Origin of the sequence: Demequina capsici (genome assembly GCF_032102965.1) — a bacterium.
Classification (GTDB): Bacteria; Actinomycetota; Actinomycetes; order Actinomycetales; family Demequinaceae; genus Demequina; species Demequina capsici.
Genome location: NZ_CP134880.1, coordinates 265,582 through 283,298 on the forward strand (window position 1 = coordinate 265,582; position 17,717 = coordinate 283,298).

Annotated in this window: 12 protein-coding genes and 3 tRNA genes; 7 read left to right on the plus strand and 8 right to left on the minus strand. The window is 68.9% G+C overall.

The annotated features are described in order from the left end of the window. Nucleotides 1-43 precede the first annotated feature (43 nt). Nucleotides 44-1,336 carry an MFS transporter gene (locus RN607_RS01370; RefSeq protein ID WP_313543839.1) on the minus strand — a complete coding sequence of 431 codons (1,293 nt, stop codon included), beginning with the start codon at nucleotides 1,334-1,336 and terminating at the stop codon, nucleotides 44-46. 139 nt (nucleotides 1,337-1,475) lie between these two features. Here RN607_RS01370 and RN607_RS01375 point away from each other — a divergent pair, with 139 nt between their 5' ends. The 3 genes from RN607_RS01375 (at nucleotide 1,476) to RN607_RS01385 (ending at nucleotide 6,989) form a co-directional block, all read left to right on the plus strand. Further along, nucleotides 1,476-3,869: a family 78 glycoside hydrolase catalytic domain gene (locus RN607_RS01375; protein ID WP_313543841.1), complete on the plus strand. Its 2,394-nt coding sequence runs from the start codon at nucleotides 1,476-1,478 to the stop codon at nucleotides 3,867-3,869. 211 nt (nucleotides 3,870-4,080) lie between these two features. Then, nucleotides 4,081-6,108, plus strand: a complete 2,028-nt coding sequence (locus RN607_RS01380; protein WP_313543843.1) for a glucose PTS transporter subunit IIA — start codon at nucleotides 4,081-4,083, stop codon at nucleotides 6,106-6,108. Between the two features lie 50 nt (nucleotides 6,109-6,158). After that, nucleotides 6,159-6,989, plus strand: a complete 831-nt coding sequence (locus tag RN607_RS01385; protein ID WP_313543845.1) for a PRD domain-containing protein — start codon at nucleotides 6,159-6,161, stop codon at nucleotides 6,987-6,989. A 105-nt stretch (nucleotides 6,990-7,094) separates the two neighbouring features. Here RN607_RS01385 and RN607_RS01390 read toward each other — a convergent pair whose 3' ends face one another. Next, nucleotides 7,095-8,252, minus strand: coding sequence for an ATP-binding protein (locus RN607_RS01390; RefSeq protein ID WP_313543848.1), 1,158 nt, complete (start codon nucleotides 8,250-8,252; stop codon nucleotides 7,095-7,097). 706 nt (nucleotides 8,253-8,958) lie between these two features. Between RN607_RS01390 and RN607_RS01395 the strand changes: the two genes are divergently transcribed. Together RN607_RS01395 and RN607_RS01400 are read left to right on the plus strand one after the other, a co-directional pair. After that, nucleotides 8,959-10,209 (plus strand): ATP-binding protein, encoded by a 1,251-nt coding sequence (locus RN607_RS01395; RefSeq protein WP_313543850.1) that lies wholly within the window; start codon nucleotides 8,959-8,961, stop codon nucleotides 10,207-10,209. A 134-nt stretch (nucleotides 10,210-10,343) separates the two neighbouring features. Next, nucleotides 10,344-11,366 (plus strand): hypothetical protein, encoded by a 1,023-nt coding sequence (locus tag RN607_RS01400; RefSeq protein WP_313543852.1) that lies wholly within the window; start codon nucleotides 10,344-10,346, stop codon nucleotides 11,364-11,366. A gap of 303 nt (nucleotides 11,367-11,669) precedes the next feature. On the opposite strand, the gene RN607_RS01405 is transcribed toward RN607_RS01400, so the two are convergent. The 3 genes from RN607_RS01405 to RN607_RS01415 all read right to left on the minus strand — a co-directional run bounded on the left by RN607_RS01405 (nucleotide 11,670) and on the right by RN607_RS01415 (nucleotide 12,010). Next, nucleotides 11,670-11,742: transfer RNA gene (locus RN607_RS01405), tRNA-Phe, on the minus strand. 59 nt (nucleotides 11,743-11,801) lie between these two features. Then, nucleotides 11,802-11,875 (minus strand) — tRNA-Asp (locus RN607_RS01410). A 62-nt stretch (nucleotides 11,876-11,937) separates the two neighbouring features. Continuing rightward, nucleotides 11,938-12,010 (minus strand) — tRNA-Glu (locus tag RN607_RS01415). A gap of 69 nt (nucleotides 12,011-12,079) precedes the next feature. Between RN607_RS01415 and RN607_RS01420 the strand changes: the two genes are divergently transcribed. Both RN607_RS01420 and RN607_RS01425 read left to right on the plus strand, forming a co-directional pair. After that, a complete protein-coding gene (locus RN607_RS01420; protein WP_313543854.1) occupies nucleotides 12,080-12,430 on the plus strand; it encodes a metallopeptidase family protein in 351 nt (116 codons plus the stop codon). 93 nt (nucleotides 12,431-12,523) lie between these two features. Further along, complete coding sequence (locus RN607_RS01425; protein ID WP_313543856.1) at nucleotides 12,524-13,762, plus strand: glycoside hydrolase family 1 protein; 1,239 nt, start codon at nucleotides 12,524-12,526, stop codon at nucleotides 13,760-13,762. Nucleotides 13,763-13,882: 120 nt separating this feature from the next. Here RN607_RS01425 and RN607_RS01430 read toward each other — a convergent pair whose 3' ends face one another. The 3 genes from RN607_RS01430 to galK all read right to left on the minus strand — a co-directional run bounded on the left by RN607_RS01430 (nucleotide 13,883) and on the right by galK (nucleotide 17,608). Next, nucleotides 13,883-15,238 carry a uracil-xanthine permease family protein gene (locus tag RN607_RS01430; RefSeq protein ID WP_313499049.1) on the minus strand — a complete coding sequence of 452 codons (1,356 nt, stop codon included), beginning with the start codon at nucleotides 15,236-15,238 and terminating at the stop codon, nucleotides 13,883-13,885. A 209-nt stretch (nucleotides 15,239-15,447) separates the two neighbouring features. Beyond that, the gene (gene galE / locus RN607_RS01435) at nucleotides 15,448-16,422 is read right to left on the minus strand and encodes a UDP-glucose 4-epimerase GalE (protein WP_313543858.1); all 975 of its coding nucleotides are present in this window, start codon (nucleotides 16,420-16,422) and stop codon (nucleotides 15,448-15,450) included. 34 nt (nucleotides 16,423-16,456) lie between these two features. Further along, complete coding sequence (gene galK, locus RN607_RS01440; protein ID WP_313545459.1) at nucleotides 16,457-17,608, minus strand: galactokinase; 1,152 nt, start codon at nucleotides 17,606-17,608, stop codon at nucleotides 16,457-16,459. Nucleotides 17,609-17,717 lie beyond the last annotated feature (109 nt).

Genomic DNA, 17,717 nt, shown 5'->3' on the forward strand with positions numbered 1-17,717 from the left:
GCCCGGCACCCAGGGTGAGGCGGGTGCCGGGCCGACGTGAGGATCAGCGGACGCCGCGGATCGGGATGATGAGGAGCGCGCCGAGCGCGCCGGCCACGGCCGCGGCGAGGAAGAACGCGGAGAAGTTCTGCGGGTTCTCGGCGGTCGCACCGATCGCGAGCAGCGCCGGGGCGACGGCCGGCACCAGGATGTTCGGGAGCGAGCTGGCCAGGTTCATGATGCCGAGGTCCTTCGCCGAGTCCTCCTTGGACGGCAGCACCTGGGTGATGAGCGCGAAGTCCACGGCCAGGTAGATGCCCTGACCCACGCCCATGACGATGAGAGCGACCAGGAAGTCGTTGTAGGAGCCCGCCATCACGATCATGACGAGGCCGACCGTGAAGAGCAGCGCGGAGGCCCACACGAACGGCTTGCGGCGGCCCACCTTGTCGGACACGCGGCCCGTGATGTTGGCGATGATGAAGGCGATGCCACCCGACAGCAGGTTGGCCAGGAAGATCTTGCCGGCCACGTCGACCGGGTCGATGTGCAGGCCGAGGATCAGGTAGACCGCCATGTACGCGTTGACGGCGGCGATCGCGCAGAACACCGCGAACCGGCTGGCGAAGGCGAGCCCGAAGTTCGGGTGCTTGACGGGGTTCGTCCAGTACGAGCCGAGGATCTCGCGCACGGAGAACTCCGGTCGCGCCTCCTTGGCCAGCGGATCGTCCTTCAGCACGAACGCGAACGCGAGCAGTGCGAGCGCGCCGAGAGCCGCGGGAGCCATGATCATGAGCGTGATGTTCGGCGAGAACAGGGATCCGATCCAGAGGCCGATCACCGCGCCTGCGACTCCTGCGACGCCGAACAGCGCTGAGGCGGGGCCGCGCTTCTCGGGTGAGAACTGGTCGGGGACCGACGATCCCAGGGCCGTGAACGCGGCGATCTGGCCGATCCCCATGACGACCCAGCCGGCGGTGAGGGTCGCGGTGCTGGTCGCGGCGAGCACGAGCGCGGCTCCCGCGAGCAGCAGCGCCGCTCCGGCGATGAGGTAGGGGCGGCGGCGCCCGAAGCGGCCCGCGGTGCGGTCGCTCAGGCGGCCCGTCACGGGGAATGCGATGAGTGCGGCGATGCCGGTGAAGAGGCTGGCGACGGAGATGATCGTGGTGGCGTTGTCGGCGTCGATGGCCGTGGCTTGGAGGGGCATCGTCAGGATGCCCACGGAGAGGATCGAGCTCATCAGCAGCACCGAGGCGAGGCCGAGCGAGATGAGGAAGCCGACGCCGGGGTTGCGGAACTCGGGGGTCGGAGCCTTCTGCTCCTCGCCGGGCGTCGTGTCGACGTTCGACATGGTCATCGTCAAGCACCTTTGCTCTTCTGGGGGCTCATCGTTGAACCCGTGTGGTGGTGAAGGTAGCACCGTTGCCGACCAGTTGTAAAGTGATAGTGTTTCACGTGGTAGACAGACCATCGCCCCAGTCAAGGAGGACCTCGCGATGACGATGACGGCACCGCTTCCGCACACCGAGACGGTGGCACGCGCACTCGACGGCGCCACATGGGTGAGCCCGCACGAACCCGAGATCGCGCCCGCAGGCAAGCGGCCGGCCTACCTCCTCCGGACGTCCTTCACCTGGCAGCCCGTCGATGCCCCGGTGACGCTCGCCGCCACCGCGCACGGCATCTACGAGGCCTTCGTCAACGGTGTCCGGGTGGGCGACGAGGAGCTCGCACCCGGCTTCACCGAGTACCGCGCCCAGCTCGAGGTGTCCCGCCACGACATCACGTCGCTCATGCGGCCGGGGACGAACACCGTCGCGTTCCTGCTCTCCGACGGCTGGTACCGCGGACGCCACGGCTTCGAGCGCCGCGCCGATGGGTGGGGAGACCGCACCGCCCTGCTCGCCGCCGTGACCCAGCAGGGCGCCGACGCGCCGCTCGCCGCGACGGGACCCGCGTGGGAGTCGCGTCCCAGCCATGTCGTGAGGGCCGACCTCATGGATGGCCAGGCCGTCGACATGCGACAGCTCGACCCGGCGTGGTTCCTGGGCGGGGGCGAAGGATTCGCGCCCGTCGCGCCCGTCGCGCGCGGCGACGCCGGCACCGCGCGGCTCGTCCCGCCGTCCGCACCCCCCGTCCGCCGCATCGAGGAGCTCGCGCCCACGGCCGTGACCCGGCCCCGCGCCGGCACCGTCGTCCTGGACCTGGGCCAGAACATCAACGGCTGGATGCGGCTCACCGACCTGGGGCCCGCCGGCACGCGGCTGGTGCTCACCCACGGCGAGACGCTCGACGCCGACGGGGTGGTCACGACCGAGCACCTGCGCGCCTTCCAGTTCTCCACAGGCACGCTGCTCGACGCCGGCCAGGTGGACGAGGTCATCAGCGCGGGACGTGCGGGTGACGTCTTCGAGCCGCGCCACACCACCCACGGCTTCCGGTACGTGCAGATCGACGGCGTGCCCGCCATCCTCGACCTCTCCGGCGCCCGCGGCATCGTCGTGCACTGCGACCTGGCCCGCACGGGCGAGTTCGCATGCTCCGACCCGCAGCTCGACCGCCTGCACGAGGTGGTGCGGTGGAGCATGCGCGGCAACGTGTGCGCCGTGCCCACGGACTGCCCGCAGCGCGAGCGCTCGGGCTTCACGGGCGACTGGCAGGTCTTCGTCGCCACGGGGGCGCTGCTCGCCGACGTGGAGCTGTTCTCGCGCAGATGGCTCCGCGACCTCGCGGCGGACCAGTGGGACGACGGGCGCGTCCCCACCGTCGTCCCCAACCCTGCAGGCCCCCAGCCGTCGGGCATCGCGTTCGAGGACATGTCGGCGGGCTCCGCCGGCTGGGGCGACGCGGCGGCACTCGTGCCGTGGGAACTGTGGCGCGCATACGGCGACGCCGAGGCGCTCGCGGAGCATCTGCCCACCGCGGTGAGGTGGGTCCGCTACGCCGCCGCCAGCGCCGCGGGCGGACGCCACCCGGACCGCGTCGCGTCGCGTCCCGAGCCCCAGGCGCATGAGACGTTCCTGTGGGACACCGGCTTCCACTTCGGCGAATGGCTCGAGCCCGGCGTGCCGCCTCACCCCGACCCGACCGTCGACCACGGCATCGTCGCCACCGCGTTCCTGCACCGGTCCGCGCACCTCACCGCGGTCATGGCGGCCTTCGTCGGGGACGACGACGCGGCGGCGGAGTGCCGGCGCATCGCCGACGGCGCGCTCGCCGCGTGGCGCGCCGAGTACCTGTGCACGGACGGCACCCTCACGGAGGAGACCCAGGCGCACTACGTGCGTGCGCTCGCATTCGGGCTGGTCCCTGAGGACCTCCGAGCCGCGACGGCGGCCCGCCTCGCCGAGCTCGTGGCGCAGGCGGACTGGCACCTGGGCACGGGCTTCCTCGCCACCGGCCTGCTGCTGCAGGCGCTCGCGGACCACGGCCAGGTCCACGCCGCATTCCGGCTGCTGACCAGCACGGGGCATCCGTCCTGGCTCGGCATGCTCGACGCGGGTGCGACCACGATGTGGGAGTGGTGGGACGGCGTCGACGCCGACGGCCGCGCGCGCGGATCGCTCAACCACTACTCCAAGGGCGCCGTCGCATCGTTCCTGCACACGCACGTTGCGGGCCTACGCCTGCCCGACGAGCCGGCGCCCGGGCAGGAAGGGTACAGGCGCGTCGTCGTCCAGCCGATCCCCGGCCCGACGCTGACGTCCGCCTCCAGCGTCCTGGAGACGCGCCAGGGGCGCATCGCCGTCGCGTGGACCATCGAGGACGGGACGTTCCGCCTGGAGGTGGACCTGCCCGACGGCGTCGAGGCCCAGGTGCTCCGGCCTGACGGTGCATTCAGTGAGGTGCGCGGCGGCGCGCACACGTTCGCGTGCGCCGCCGGGAGGTGACCGACGTGCGACGTCCCGCGTCACGTCCGAGTGACATAGGTCCCGAGACATGGAGGGTGGTGAGGGTGTTAACCTGACGGCCGAGCGAGAGCTCTTGACAGGGTTGTAACCCGCCATCGATGTGGGGCAAGGCCTGAGACGCAGTCATGCGTCTCAGGTCTTTTTTTGTGCCCGCACGCCGGTGGCCACCGCCAAGAAGGAGAGAACCAGCATGACGTCCGCAACGACGCGTGACAGGGCAGAGGAGATCGTGGCCGCCATCGGTGGCCCAGAGAACGTCCTCAGCCTCACCCACTGTGCGACCCGCCTGCGCTTCGAGCTGAAGGACGCGTCGGTCGTGGACCGCGCAGCCATCGAGAAGGTGCCGGGCGTGATGGGAGCGGTGCCGCAGTCCGGCGACCGCTACCAGGTGGTCGTGGGTGGTGCCGTGCAGTCCGTGTACACCCAGATCATCCACCTGCCCTCGATGAAGGGTGTCGGGTCAGGTCAGTCCGACGCCGACGTCAAGGCCGCGGCGCGCTCGAAGGCCCGAGGCAAGGTCGCGTGGCTCGACGCGTTCTTCGAGTACCTGTCCGACTCGTTCCGCCCGCTCCTGGGCGTGCTGCTGGGCGCCTCGCTGATCATCGCGTTCACCGCCGTGCTCGACGCGCTGGGTGTGGTCGACTTCCGCGCCGCCGACAAGTCCGCCGGCTGGGTGTTCGTCGACGCGATGTGGCGCGCGGTGTTCTACTTCCTGCCGATCATGGTCGCCTACAACGCCGCCAAGAAGCTCAACATCGACCCATGGGTCGGCGCCACCGTCATGGGTGCGCTCATGACGCCCAACTTCATCAGCCTGTCGGATCCGACAGCCTTCGCGGACACGGTCTGCACGACCAACGCGACCCTGGGCACGCAGTCCTGCGTCGCGGACATCTTCGGGATCCCGCTGCAGCTCAACGACTACGGCGGCCAGGTGTTCGTGCCGCTGATCATGGTCGCGGTGCTCGCGCTGGTCTACAAGGGTCTCAAGCGGATCTTCCCTGAGAACATCCAGATGGTCTTCGTGCCGTTCTTCTCGATGGTCGTCATGATCCCGGTGACCGCGTTCCTCATCGGCCCGCTCGGCATCTGGCTCGGCTCGGGCCTCGGCAGCGGCCTCGCCTGGCTGAACGGCAACGCCCCCATCGCGTTCGCCATCCTCATCCCGCTGCTGTACCCGTTCCTGGTCCCGCTCGGCCTGCACTGGCCGCTCAACGCGCTGATGCTCATGAACATCGGCACGCTCGGGTACGACTTCATCCAGGGCCCCATGGGCGCGTGGAACTTCGCATGCTTCGGCGCCACCGCCGGTGTGCTGTTCCTGTCCTGGCGTGACAAGGACGTGCAGATGCGGCAGACCGCGACGGGTGCGCTCGCGGCAGGTCTGCTGGGAGGCATCTCCGAGCCGTCGCTGTACGGCATCCACCTGCGCTTCAAGCGGATCTACCCGCGCATGCTCGTCGGCTGCCTCACCGGTGGTCTGATCATCGGCATCTTCGGTGGTGTCAACACCAGCGTCTTCGCCTTCACCTCGGTGCTGACGATTCCCGTGTTCTCGCCGATGCCGCTCTACGCGATCGCCGTCGCAGCGGCGTTCGCGGTGTCGATGACGCTCGTCATCATCTCCGACTACCGCACGCCCGAGCAGAAGGCCGAGGCTGCCGCAGCGCGCCTGCAGGCTGAGGCGGACCTCGCGCTCGAGGCCGCCGGGACCGGCGCCGACGCTCCTGCCGCCGCAGCGGAGTCTGCCCCGACCGCCGCGGTGCTCGCCCCGCTGGCCGGCACGATCGTGCCGCTCGCCGAGGTGGCGGACCCGGTGTTCTCCGCCAAGGCGCTCGGCGACGGTGTAGGCGTCGCGCCGGCCGACGACGCCGCCGTGCTCGAGATCGTCGCACCGGTCAGCGGCACGGTGGTCACGCTGCCGGACAGCCTCCACGCGTACGGCATCAGGACGGACGACGCCGTCGAGGTGCTGGTGCACGTCGGCATCGACACGGTGAAGATGGCGGGAGCGGGCTTCACCTCCGCCGTCGCCATGAACCACCATGTCACCGCCGGCCAGGTGCTCGGCACCGTCGACGTGGCGGCCGTGCGTGCCGCCGGATACGACGCGACCGCACTGGTGACGGTCATCAACACGGCGTCGATGTCCGAGGTGGCACCGCGACCCGCAGGGGATGTGGCCCCTGGCGATGTCGTGGTCGACGTGGTTCCCTGAGAGTCTGGTCCACCAGGTCCTGACCGTCCACTCACCGAGCGGCCTTCCCGATGAACATCCTGCGCGTCTTCAACAACAACGTGGTCCTCGCCCGTGAGGACGACGGCACCGAGGTGATCCTCACCGGCTGGGGCCTGGGCTACCAGACCCGGCCGGGGGAGCCCGTGGACCCCGCCAAGATCGCACGCACCTTCCGTCCGGTCGACGACCAGGACCCGGACCGGATGGCCGCACAGCTGGCGGGGCTGCCCACGGAGCACGTGCAGATCGTCGGGCAGGCGCTCGTCGCTGCCGGGTTGGCCCGCCTCGCGGCCAACCCGGCGGTGGTGGTCGCCATGGCCGACCACGTCGGGTCCGCCCTGAGTCGGGCTGCGTCCGGGCAGGCTCTGGAGTACCCGCTGCTGGCTGAGGTGTCACACCTGTATGCGGAGGAGTACGCGCAAGGGCAGGCGCTCGTCGAGCAGATCAACGAGCGTGTCGAGGTTCCGCTGCCGGCCTCGGAGGCCGTCGGCCTGACCCTGCATCTCGTGAATGCCGGCTTCTCAGCCGGCGACCTGTCCTACAGCTACAAGATGACCGGGCTGATCCAGCAGTTCCTCGACGTCATCAGCCAGCAGTTCGGGCGCGAGCTCGACGTGGGCAGCGTGAACGTCGGTCGGTTCATCACCCACCTGCGCTACCTGTTCGTGCGTATCCACCAGCGGCGGCAGCTTCTCGATCAGAGGCACTCCGCCGTCGGGGCGGCGATCCGCGACAACTACCCGGAGGCGGCGCGGTGCGCCGATCTGCTGGGATCCCTCGTCGCGCTGCGCCTCGACGCCACGCTCACCGAGGACGAGCTGTCCTACCTGGCCCTGCACGTCGCCCGCGTCACGGCCTGACCCGTCCGGCGCGCGCCTGCTGTGCCCATGCCTGGGCCTCGGCGGGCTCTGTTCGGCGGCAGATTCTAGAGAACCATGGCGGCAGATTCCGACTTCGCCCCGCGCTCAGGCGGTCGGCGGCCCGTCCGACGTCAGCAGCTCAGCCGCTCCGATCGCCTCGATCCGCTCCGCCAGAGGGAAGCGGTCGGACCCCGCGTGGACGACGATGATCCGCTCGAGACCCAGGTCCTCAAGCGCGTGGCGCATGCTCGGTGTCACCTTGGGGGAGTCGGTGCGCTTGATCTCGATGCCCCACCGGGTCGATCCGAAGTCGACGATCAGATCGATCTCGGCACCGTCCTGCGTGCGCCAGAAGTACATCGGCAGCCCCCATCGGGCGACGTGCTCCACTACGAGGCCCTCCCAGCTTGCGCCGAGGATCGGGTGGGCCAGCAGGTCGTCCATCGTGGGGATTCCGAGCAGGCGATGCAGGGTACCGCTGTCGCGCAGATACACCTTGGGCGAGCGGACCTGGCGTTTGCCGATGTTCGCCACCCACGGCTGGAGTTGGCGGACGACGAGGGCGTCCGTGAGCGAGTCCAGGTAGCGCCGAGCGGTGGGCTCGGATGCTCCGAGTGAGCGCGCCATCTCGGCACCGTTCCAGGTTCCTGAGTGGCGGTGTGCGAGCATCGTCCAGAAGCGTCGCATCGTCGTCGCCGGGACGCGGGAGCCGAGCTGTGCGAGGTCTCGCTCCAGGAATGTCGAGATGTAGTCGCCCAGCCATGCGCCTGCCGCCGCGTCGTCGACGGCGGTGAAGGCTTCGGGAAGGCCGCCTCGAAGCCACAGGCTGTTCAGGTGGTCTGCGCCGACCTCCTCTAGGCCGAGGGGGCCGAGCTCCACGAGGGCGATGCGCCCCGCAAGAGACTCTGCGCCCAGGCCGACCAGGTCCGGCGAGGCGCTACCCAGCAGCAGGAATCGTCCCGGTGTGCGGTCCTGGTCGATCAGGACCCTCAGCATGGGGAACAGCTGTGGCATCCGTTGCGCCTCGTCGATCACGACGGTGCCGGACAGGTGCTCCAACGCGAGGATCGGATCGGCGAGACGTGCCTGGTCGCGAGGGTCTTCGAGGTCGAAGTAGTGGCCTCGTTGAGGGTCCAGCTGTCTGCGCACCAGCGAGGTCTTGCCCACCTGGCGCTGTCCCGTCAGGAGCACCGCCGGGGCGCGGTCGAGCGCGGCACGCAAGCGTGCTGCATCGTGATCGCGGGGAAGCCACGTGTCATTCACCCTGTAATACTAACACCGGATGTTAGATTTACAGGGTGATCGGGATAGTGTCGGTCGTTGTGTGAGTGAGGGGAGTCGTGGCTCGCCGCGCCCGCCACGCGTCATCTGACTGTCGATGCACGTGAGCCCGGCTCGCCTACCGTCCGGAAGACTGCCGGGCTCCAAGGGCGAAAGCCCGCCGTTCTGATGATCGTATGGTCCGGGGCCGCTTGGAGCAATGCGGGCTTGCAGCGCCGACGCGCGGGTCGTGGCTGCCTCACTCGCGCCGAGGAGTGGCGTCTCGCGTCCGGATCGGCTTCGCTGGGCTTCAGGAGTTCTCAGTCGAGACGCAGACGGTCAAGCCCGGAGAGAAGAAAGGCCCCCGCGATGTAGAAGCTACGCGAGGGCTTTCGTGGCTCCGACCGGCGTCGATCCGGTGACCTTTCGCATTGGAGTGCGCCTCTGCGAGGGGTTTTCGCGAGATGGCGTGGTCTTCGGAAGTGCCAGGTAGACCTGCGAATTGGCTGCTGCGGCTTGTCTGCGGCTGCATCTGAATGTGCGGGATAGATGCGGGGTGCGTTGCCGTCGACGCAGGGAGACATGGAGTTCTGTCTGTCGTGATCGGCGGCAGGTTCCGACTCAGTGATCCGGCAGATTCCGATTATCTGGTACGGCAAATTCCGGAAAATATTGGCGGCAGATTCCGACTTCGGCGTATCCTTGCGGAGTGGAACACCTGATAAAGCGCCAGATCGCCGCGGTCGCGCGCGCCCGCTCAACGACGACTCCCGTGCTTCTGCTGGAGGGGCCGCGAGGTGTGGGCAAGTCCACGCTGCTCGCGGGCCTCGCTTCGGGCACGGACTCTGTTGTGATCGATCTTGACCGTGAGGACTACCGTCAACTCGCGCAGACCAGCCCGGCGACGCTTGCCGGTGCCGACGCTCCGGTGCTGATCGATGAGTACCAGAGGGCACCCGGGCTCCTGGATGCGATCAAGGCCAGGCTCAACACCGAGACCGCGCCAGGCATGTTCGTCCTGGCTGGATCGTCGAGCTTCGACTCACTTCCCCGGGGAACGCAGGCGTTGACCGGACGCCTCCAGCGGCTCGCGGTCATGCCGTTCACCCAAGCAGAGATCGACGGAATGGGCTCCGACTTCATCGCGCGCGCTTTCGAAGGCGAGATCGCGCACAGCGTCCATCCCGCCGCTGCGACCCGTCAGGACTACATCCAGCGAGTGATGCGCGGAGGGATGCCGCTCGCTCTCGCGCAGTCGAGCGACGCCGCTCGGTCCCGCTGGTTCGCGGCGTACGTTGCCCAGTCGATCGACCGTGACGCCGGCGAGCTCCGGCGCATCGGTCGCCGGTCGGATCTTCGCGACGTGCTCACCCGCGTCGTGGGACAGACCGCGAGCGTGCTGAACGTGTCCAAGGTCGCCTCCGACGTCGCTCCGTCGTGGGACACCACCTCGGACTACATCGAGCTGCTCGAGTCGCTGTTCCTCGTCCAGCGCCTGCCGGCGTGGGGGACGACGCTCCTGCCACGCAGCATCGAGAGCCCCAAGATCCACGTGGTCGACTCCGGCGTCGGGGGGCACCTGCTGCGACTGAGCGCAGCGAAGGTCGCGCGGCTTGATCCAGCTGCCCTGACCGAGTACGGACACCTGCTCGAATCCTTCGTCGTGCAGGACGCTATCCGGCAGACCACGTGGATGGACGAGCCCGTCTCGGCTGGCTACTGGCGTACGCGCGACAACGTCGAGGTGGATCTCGTACTCGAACGCGCCGACGGCATGGTCATCGCGATCGAGGTCAAGGCGGGTGAGCAGGTCAAACGCAGCCAGCTCTCGCCACTGGTCGCGCTGAGGGACCGGCTTGGATCCTCGTTCGCAGCAGGTATCGCGTTCCACACCGGCAACGTGGGCTACGAAGCAGACGACCGCATCCACGCCCTGCCCATCGAGAGACTGTGGACGTGAGCCGATGAGCGCTTGCACAGAAAACCCGACAGACCCTTCCCAGGTATGGTGCCGCTAGGCGGTTGGTGATGGCTCGACGAGCAGCGTGGAATCCAATTGACGGCGAGGGGTCATTGTGGCCTTCGGCGTCGCCCGTGGCGGTGTTGGTCGCCCAGGCCGATCGGCACTCGGGGTGGACCATCGGCTCGCCCGCAACTGGGAGCTATCTGGAACCGGGGCGCGCTCCCGGCACGGGGCCTGACCGCATCGCGCCCGGCGGCAGTTTCGTGTACAGCGATCGTTACCTGTATTTCACCGGGATGGATTCCCCATCGCAGACCGAAATGCTGTGGGCAGGGGTCTTCGCTGTCGATGTCAGGACCGGTCGGGAGGCGCGGGCTAGCGTTCAGCATCACTCGGCGGGAAGTCCGTCGATGCTTCTGTTCGGCGGATCACCTGACGGCACGCGCGTCGCCCTGCTCGACCGCTGGGAGACCCCCGGAGAGCCGCAGCCGGACTACGAGGGCATGTCCCGGGAGGAGTACTACGCGGCGTCTCAGCGCCACGCTCTGGCAAGAAAGGAACGCGCCCGTTACACCTTCACGGTGGCAACCTTCGACCAGTCCCCGGCGGTCGAGATCCTCACGCGTGCGCCAGCACCCAAGCGGCACCTTGTCCTTGGTGGGCCGAGCAACATCGACGCGCCGGTGCAGTGGTCGCCTGATGGTCGCCTGCTTGCACTCGATCTTGGAACGGTCGAAGAGGACCTGGAGATGACGGCAGTGCGGGTTTTTGAGACCCGGACCTGGACCGAGGTGGCCTGCTTCACGCAAGGCGCACTTCACGGGACGGCATCCTGGGGTCCTGACAGCGACCGCTTTCTCATGCAGTCGTGGAGCGCGAAGACGGGTCGGATCGCGATGTGGATTCAGCACCTGGACGGCTCACGCCAACAGGTAGAGATCATTCCGCCTCCCAACTCCGTCAATATCCGTCCCGTCTGGGCAGTTGGCATGGCCGACAACGCGCATCTGCTGACCATGCGAGCACCACGCAAGAGAGCCACCCTGATGCGCACCTCTCTCGCCACAGGGACGCACGAGAACCTCATGACCTGGCCCGGACCGCTCGAGAACCCCGCCGTTGTCGCACAGCTTCCGCCAGGCGCATGGACGTGACGGCCCCATCCTCAGCATGCGATTCGAAACACGGTGGACGGATCTGCCGCAGTGACAGATCACACTCGAGCCTGCTCTCATGCGTCGCACGCGGGTGTCGAGGATCTGAGGAGCTCTAGCCGTTCCGAGCTGTGGTGCCGATAAACGGGAATGTGTCCGGTCACGCCGAGATGCCTCGGAGAGCTGCCGCGCGACGATCCGTGGCGTCGCTTGGGTCTCAAGAGTCTTCAGTCGAAGCCTCAACAGTCGAGCCCGGAGACAAGAAAAAGCCCCCGCGATGTAGAAGCTACGCGAGGGCTTTCGTGGCTCCGACCGGCGTCGATCCGGTGACCTTTCGATTTTCAGTCGAACGCTCTACCAACTGAGCTACAGAGCCTGGGGGGTGGACCCCCGGTTGGACGAATGCCCCTCCGAGTAGAAGGGGCATCGCTTCCGCGACCCTGACGGGACTTGAACCCGCGACCTCCGCCGTGACAGGGCGGCGCGCTAACCAACTGCGCTACAGGGCCTTGATTCGCTCCCTCCGAAAAGGGCGCGACGACTAGTGTAGACCATTCTGAACGGTGCTACGTACCCCCAACGGGATTCGAACCCGTGCTGCCGCCGTGAAAGGGCGGAGTCCTAGGCCGCTAGACGATGAGGGCATCGTTCCAGACCCCCTTCGGGCGTCTGAGCAACCCGGACATCATACCGGTCCGTGGGACCATGTGGCCATGGTCAGCATGAGCGACGAGGAGTTCGAGGCGGCGGTGGACGACGCGCTCGACTCGGTGCCGGACGAGCTGTTCGACCTCATGGACAACGTGGTGATCCTGATCGAGGACGAACCCGAGGGTGACGACCCCGAGCTGCTGGGCCTCTACGACGGCATCGCGCTCACGGAGCGCGGCAACACGGGCTACGGGGAGCTGCCGGACCGGATCCTCATCTACAAGAACCCGACCCTGCGCATGTGCGAGGACGCGCAGCATGTGCGCGAGGAGGTCGCGGTGACGGTGGTGCATGAGATCGCGCATCACTTCGGCATCGATGACGACCGCCTGGCGCAGCTCGGCTGGGACTGAGCGGGGCGGGCACCTTCGCCATGCCCGACGCATCGTCCCGACCTAGGCTGGAGAGGCGCCCCCGTCAGGACGCGCCGAGCGAAGGAGCGGGCCATGTCCGACACCGCATCGACCACCGCGTTCGGACCGGTGCCGCCGGGGTGGCTGTGGGGAGCGGCGACCGCCGCGCATCAGATCGAGGGCGGCAACACCAACAGCGACTGGTGGGCCTTCGAGCACGCGCCGGGAAGTCCTGCGATGGAGTCCTCCGCCGATGCATGCGACTCGTGGCACCGCTGGCCCGACGACCTCGCGCTGGTGAGCGAGATGGGCCTGGACGCGTACCGGATGAGCATCGAGTGGGCACGCATCGAGCCGGCCGAGGGCGAGTTCTCGCTCGCTGCGCTCGAGCACTACCGGCGCATCCTCGCGTCGGCGCAGGATCGGGGCCTCAAGACGGCTGTCACTTTCCATCACTTCACCACACCGCAGTGGATGGCGGTGCAGGACGGTTGGATGAACGCCGAGATCGTGGACCGCTTCGCCAGGTACGCGGACATCGCAGTCCAGCATCTTGGCGACCGCATCGACATGGCGGCCACCATCAACGAGCCCAACGTCGTCGCTGGCCTGGGGTACGCCACCGGCGGCTTCGCCCCTGGTATCGCGGCGGGCCAGGTGGGTCTTCGCGCGGCCACCGAGAACTTCGTGGGCGCCCACGTCAAGGCGCGTGACGCGATCAAGGGCGGTCCCGGAGAGTTCCCGGTGGGACTCACCCTTGCGCTGCCGGACCTTGTGGTCCACCCCGACGGCACCCTGGATGGGCAGGGGTTCCGCTATGACGAGCTCCCGGCCGACGCGCCAGGCGCGGACTACCTGCGGGTCATGGCGGGCGTGTACCTGGACGCGGCGCAGGACGACGACTACATCGGCGTGCAGACGTACTTCACCCAGCACGTCGCCCCGGACGGGACGGTCCTCGCAGTGCCCGCGGACGAGCGGGTGACCCAGATGGGGTGGCCCTTCACGCCGGAGTCGCTCGGCAGGGCGGTCCGGCACGCCCACGCGGTGGCGCAGGTCCCCGTGATCGTCACGGAGAACGGGATCGCCACGACCGACGATGAGGAGCGCATCGAGTACTACGCGCGCTCGTTGGCGTCGCTGCGCCAGGCGATGGACGACGGCGTCGACGTGCGCGGCTTCTTCGCCTGGAGCCTGCTGGACAACTTCGAATGGGCGGAGGGCTTCCGGCCCACGTTCGGCTTGGCGGCCGTGGATCCTGTGACCTTCGACCGCACGCTCAAGCCGTCGGGCCGCTGGTACGCCGAGCTGGTGTGGGCGTCGCGCGCCTGACCGACACTGCGAACCGATCAGCCAGCTGACACGCCCCGCCGTCCAGGGTGGAGCGCTGGGGGAGCGGCGTGTCGCCGCAGTGATCGGTTCGCAGTGCCGACGGCGCGGGGGCGCTGCGGGTCAGATGTCCGCGTCGGTCGGCGTGCCGTGCGGCTCGGGCACGTCTGCGCCGCGCCTGCGGGCGATCCAGCCGAGGCCGTGGAAGATGGCGAGCGCCGCGATCGCGCCGAGCGCGATGCCGTTGAACACCATGGAGCCGGCGGTCGCGGTGAAGTCCGCGGTGCCGACGATGAGCGCGACGGCCGCGGTCACCAGGTTCACCGGCCGCGTGAAGTCGACGCCGTTCTCCACCCAGATGCGCGCGCCGAGCACGGCGATCAGGCCGAAGAGCAGCACCGACAGGCCGCCCAGGATGCCCTGCGGGATGACTGCGACCATCGCGCCGAACTTGGGCACGAGGCTCAGGATCAGAGCGAAGCCCGCCGCGGCCCAGTATGCGAGCGTCGAGTACACGCGGGTCGCCGCCATGACGCCGATGTTCTCCGCATACGTCGTGGTGCCGGAGCCGCCGCCGAGACCCGCGATGGTCGTGGCGAGACCGTCGGCGAGCAGCGCCTTGCCGGTCTGCGAGTCCAGGTTGCGGCCCGTCATCGCCGTGACGGACTTGAGGTGCCCGATGTTCTCCGCCATGAGGATCAGCACCACCGGCACGAACGCGACCAGCACCGAACCGTCGAAGGTGGGGGTGTGGAACGTCGGCAAGCCGAACCATGAGGCCTGGCCGATGTAGTCGGTGGGCGAGACGCCGCCCAGCGAGTCGAGCGGCGTGGTCCATTCGCCGCGCAGCGCGGAGAACACGCCCCCGACGACAGCTCCGACCAGGATCGCGATGCGACCGAGGAAACCCCGGAACGCGACCATCGAGACGAGCACGGCGACCAGGGTGACGAGCGCGGTCCAGGGGCTCGCCTCCCACTGGTTCCGCGCCGCGCCGGCCAGGTTCAGACCGATCAGGGCGACGATCGCACCCGTGACGACCGGCGGCATCAGCCTGGCGATCCACGCGGCACCGGCCAGGTTGACCACCACGCCGACGACGACGAGCAGCACGCCCGCGAGCAGTACGCCGCCCAGGCCGCGGGAGATGGTCGCGGCGTCGAGCGGTGCGTTGGCGCTGGTGACGCCTGCGGCACCGAGCGGCGCGAGGAAGGCGAAGCTGGAGCCGAGGTAGCTGGGCACCCGGTTGCGCGTGATCGTGAGGAAGAGCGCGGTGCCGATGGCGGAGAAGAACATGGTGGTCGCGGCCGGCATGCCGGTCAAGGCGGGCACCAGCAGCGTCGCGCCCATCATCGCGAGCACGTGCTGCATGCCGATGCCGATGGTGCGCGGGTAGGTGAGGCGCTCGTCGGGCGCGACGGCGCCGCCTGGCGCGATCGTGCGCCCGTCTCCGTGCAGCGTCCAGCTGAACATGCTCATGCCATGGTCTCCTTTGCCCGCGCCACGCCGCGATGCGCGACTGGCCGCAATCTAGCGCCGCTGGGATGCGGCCGCACGCGGAGAGGGTACCGGCGTTCGTGGGCGTCGCGAACCGTCACTGGATGACCCGGTTACCAGGCGTGATAGATGACGTATCAACCGACAGGCGTGATCGTCGGATCGTGCCTGGCAGGCGGCTCAGCGGAGGGTCAGGCCTTCGGGTGCGCAGCCCAGGCGCTCGCGACCATCTCGTCGACCGTGTAGCGCATCTGCCAGCCCAGGTCCCGGGCCGCGAGCTCGCCGCGAGCCACGATCTGTGCGGGGTCGCCGGGTCGGCGCGGTCCCTCCTCGATCGGCAGGTCCGTGCCGGTGGCCTTCACGATGGCGTCCATGATCTCCCGCACCGAGCTGCCGTCGCCGGAGCCGAGGTTGTAGACCTTCTCCAGGTCCTTGCGCGCGTCGAGCGCCTCGGCGGCCGCGATGTGGGCGAGCGCCAGGTCCTGGACATGCACGTAGTCGCGCACGCACGTGCCGTCGGGCGTGGGGTAGTCGGTGCCGGCGATCACCGGCGACTGGCCGCCGACGATGCGCGCGAAGACCTTGGGAAGCAGGTTGTGGGGCGAGGCGTCCCACACGTCGGTGAACGCGGAGCCGACCACGTTGAAGTAGCGCAGCGACGTCGCGCGGAGCGGCTCGGCCGACCCTGCGGTCGCCTTCTCCTGCGCCCGGATCAGCCACTCGCCGATCAGCTTCGACTCGCCGTAGGGGGACTCGGGGAAGGTGCCCGTCCCCTCGGTGACGACGGACGTGTCGGGCGTCCCGTACACGCCGGCCGAGGAGGAGAACACCAGGTTCGCGACGCCAGCCTCGGCCATGGCGGCGAGCAGGACGCGGGTCCCCTCGACGTTCTGCTCATAGGTGTGCAGCGGGTACTTCACGGACTCGCCCGCGAACTTGTAGCCCGCGCAGTGGATGACGCCGGTGACCCCGTGGTCGCGCAACGCGGCGACGACAGCGCCGTGGTCGAGGATGGTGGCGCGCACGAACGGCACGTCCGCGGGGATGAACTTGTCCAGACCGGTGGAGAGGTCGTCGAGGACGACGGGGGCGATGCCCGCGTCGGCCAGGGCGCGCACCACGTGCGACCCGATGTAACCCGCTCCTCCGGTGACCAGCCAGCTCATCGTTCCTCCTCGTCGCAGTGAGTCGTGACCCAGCCTAGATGTCGCGCCGCGGACCCTGCGACGGGCGCTCGGTGAAGACCGTCGGCGTCGTGTAGCCGGCCTCGGCGAACGCGGCCAGCACGGCCTCCGACGCCTCCTCGACGCGCTCCACCGGGATCACGGCGATCGCGGAGCCGCCGAAGCCGCCGCCGGTCATGCGAGCCCCGATCGCGCCGTGCGCCATCGCCGTCTCCACGGCCAGGTCGAGCTCAGGCACCGAGATCTCGAAGTCGTCGCGCATGGAGGCGTGGGAGGCGAGCAGGAGCTCGCCGATCGCGCGCGCCCCTTCGGAACGCAGCAGCCTCACCGTCTCCAGCACCCGCTCGTTCTCGGTGACGACGTGCTTGACCCGACGGAACGTGACGTCGTCGAGCAGCTCCTGGGCCTTCGGGAGGTCCTGGGAGGTGAGGCCGCGGAGCGTCTTCACGCCCATCGCCTGGGCACCGCGCTCGCAGGCGGCCCGACGCTCGCCGTAGCCGCCGGTCGCGTGCGCGTGCTCCACGTGCGTGTTCATGACGAGCACCGTGAGGCCCGCGTCGGCCAGGGGAAGCGCGATGACCTCCGACTCGAGGCTCTCGCAGTCCAGGAAGACGGCGTGACCCTCGAGCGCCCGCAGCGAGGCGGTCTGGTCGAGGATCCCTGTGGGGGCGCCGACGGCGACGTTCTCCGCGCGCTGGCACACCTTCGCCAGCGTGCCGGAGTCGAGGCCCAGGTCCCATTCCTCGTTCAGCGCGGTGGCGACGGAGCACTCGATCGCGGCGGACGAGGAGAGGCCGGCGCCCGAGGGGACGTTCGAGGCGATCGCCAGGTCCACGCCCTTGACCGCCGAGAGGTCGACACCGCGCTCGGTGAGCGCCCAGACGACGCCGAACACGTAGGCGCTCCAGCCGTCGAACGTGGCGTCCTCGATCCCGTCGAGAGATACCTCGCGAGACTCACCGGAGAACGTGGAGTAGACGCGGACGACGCGGTCGTCGCGGTGGGCGAGCGCGCACCAGGTGCGCTGCTCGATCCCGAACGGCAGGACGAAGCCGTCGTTGTAGTCGGTGTGCTCACCGATCAGGTTGACGCGGCCTGGCGCCGACCACACGCCATCGGCGCTGCCTCCGGTGAGAGCGGTGAGCGCGGCCGTTGCGGCTGCGCTCATGTCGATGTCGGGAGCGGCGTTGCTCATGAGGGCCTCTTCGAAGTTCAGGTCTCGGTTCGGTGACGGTTGCGCTGTTCTCGGTGCACGAGGGCGCCTTCGGAATGTTACC